Annotated in this window: 1 protein-coding gene; it reads right to left on the reverse strand. The window is 31.8% G+C overall.

Features of this window, described 5'->3' with window-relative positions; all coding sequences use genetic code 11:
* A partial coding sequence (gene gatB / locus ABY298_RS16130; RefSeq protein WP_372747064.1) for an Asp-tRNA(Asn)/Glu-tRNA(Gln) amidotransferase subunit GatB occupies positions 1-2,129 on the reverse strand: 2,129 nt, incomplete at its 3' end.
* Positions 2,130-2,176 lie beyond the last annotated feature (47 nt).

Genomic DNA, 2,176 nt, shown 5'->3' on the forward strand with positions numbered 1-2,176 from the left:
AACGTGTAAAAGAATCCTGGTTGTTTACGTGTTGGAACAATAAACTCACGTGCGCCTTCATCGGTTCCTGCACTTAAAATTGGTGTTTCAATTTCTAAGAAATTCTCTGCATCTAAAACATCACGTAATAATTTAATAACTTTATGGCGGTTTACAATAACGCGTCTAACATCATCATTTCTATGATCTAAAAACTTATATTGAAAACGAACATTTTCACTGGTTTTTGTCGCTCTTTTTATTTCAAAAGGTAATGTTTTAGAAAGATTCAAAATTTCTAATTCCGAAGTTTCTAATTCAATTTCACCAGTACGTAAAACCGCATTATAATCATCGGCATTACGTTGTACCACAACACCAGTAACCATAATTACAGATTCTGGTTTTAATTTTACCAATTCATCTAAATTAGGAAACGATTCTCTGCTTAAACGAACCTGAAAAATTTCTGCACTAGAATCACGTAAATCAATAAAGATTAATTCACCGTGGTCACGAACACTTGCAACCCAACCAGCCAAAGATATTTTTTCGTTGATGTTTTTTTCTGATAAACTAGAAGTTAAATGCGTTCTGTACCTCTCTTTTATAACAATAGGAATTTCTGGCAATACTTCTTCTTGTTCTTTGGATGAAGTAGTTGCGCTTTCTGTTTTTGATTTTTGAGCTTCATTTTTTGAAGCTTGCATTTCATCAGCACCTAAAGCAGCTAAAATACCTTCTCTTATTACTTTTCCTGATGCTCCTTTTCCAATTATTGTAATTATTTTACCAACTAAAATACCAGCTTTTCCTTGGTTTCCGGCTTTAATTTCATTGGCAATGGCTTCATTTTCTGAAATTACTTTATCAATAGCATTTTTAATTTGAGTCTCTGAAATGGTATTTTCTTCAAAATATTTATTGTAATCAAAAGTTCTATCTTTTAAATAGGCAGTAATGGCATTTTGAACTAAAACAACTGTAATTTTTTCAGCTTTAAATAATTGGAAAATTTCTATTAAATGCTCAATATTTTTAATTTTTGAATATTCATCGGCACTTAAATTATTTACCAAGGTTTTAGCTACAAATGATGGGTCTTTCAGTACATTATTTATCGCCATAAATGTTTTAGAACGATCAGCATCTGCCGTAAAAAACTTAGCATCTTGTGGTAAAACCCCGCCTTTAATTAAAATAGATTCAACCGCATACGGCAATGCACTATTGTCAACTTTTATAACATTTACAACATCTTTTATGTTTACAAAAGGTAAATCTGGCTCCGAAATAAAACGATAATCGGCTTCAAATTCCTTTTTACGCATTGTTTTAGTTTGCTTTAAATCGGCATCCCATAAAACAGTGGTTTGATCTGGTCTAAATTCTTTATGTTCAACATAATAGTTGAATTGTTTTTCAATTTCTTCTTTTAAAGCTTCTACCATAAACTTGAATGAATTCAAGTTTTTTATTTCAGTTCTAGGATTTAAATCGTAGCTTCTTTTTTTACGAAGCGAAACCGAAACATCCGATTTAAATTCACCTTTTTCAAGATTTGCTTCTGAAATTCCTAAGTTTTGCACAATACGCTGAATGTACTGTGCATAAATGGAGGCATCTTCAATATTTCTAATGCAAGGTTCAGTAACAATTTCTATTAAAGGAACTCCGGCTTTGTTAAAATCAACCAAAGAAACTTTCTTTTCGTGCATTAATTTTGCCGCATCTTCTTCTATATGCACTTGCGTTAAATTAACCGTAAACTGAGAACCATCATTTCGGTAACAAGAAACTTGTCCGTCCGGAATTATAGGATTGTGATATTGTGTAATTTGTATGTTTTTCGGGTTATCAGGATATTCGTAATGTTTTCTATCCCAAGAGATTACTTCATTAGAAAATGAAGAATCTACCGCTTTACCAAAATAGATGGCTTTTGTAATTGCTTCTTTATTCAATGCTGGTAAAACACCCATTTGACCAGTACAAACCGAACAAATGTTTTGGTTTGGTGTTTCAATTTCTTGATTTGGACAAGAACAAAATAACTTGGTTTTAGTATTTAATCGAACGTGAGTTTCCAGTCCAATAACCAATTCTAAATCGTGGGCTTTAATAGCCGCCTGTAATTGCTCCAATTCCATTATATTGTATCTTTTAAGAAGTTAGCAAACTTCAATATCAATTCTTC

This window comes from Lutibacter sp., assembly GCF_041596795.1.
Classification (GTDB): Bacteria; Bacteroidota; Bacteroidia; order Flavobacteriales; family Flavobacteriaceae; genus Lutibacter.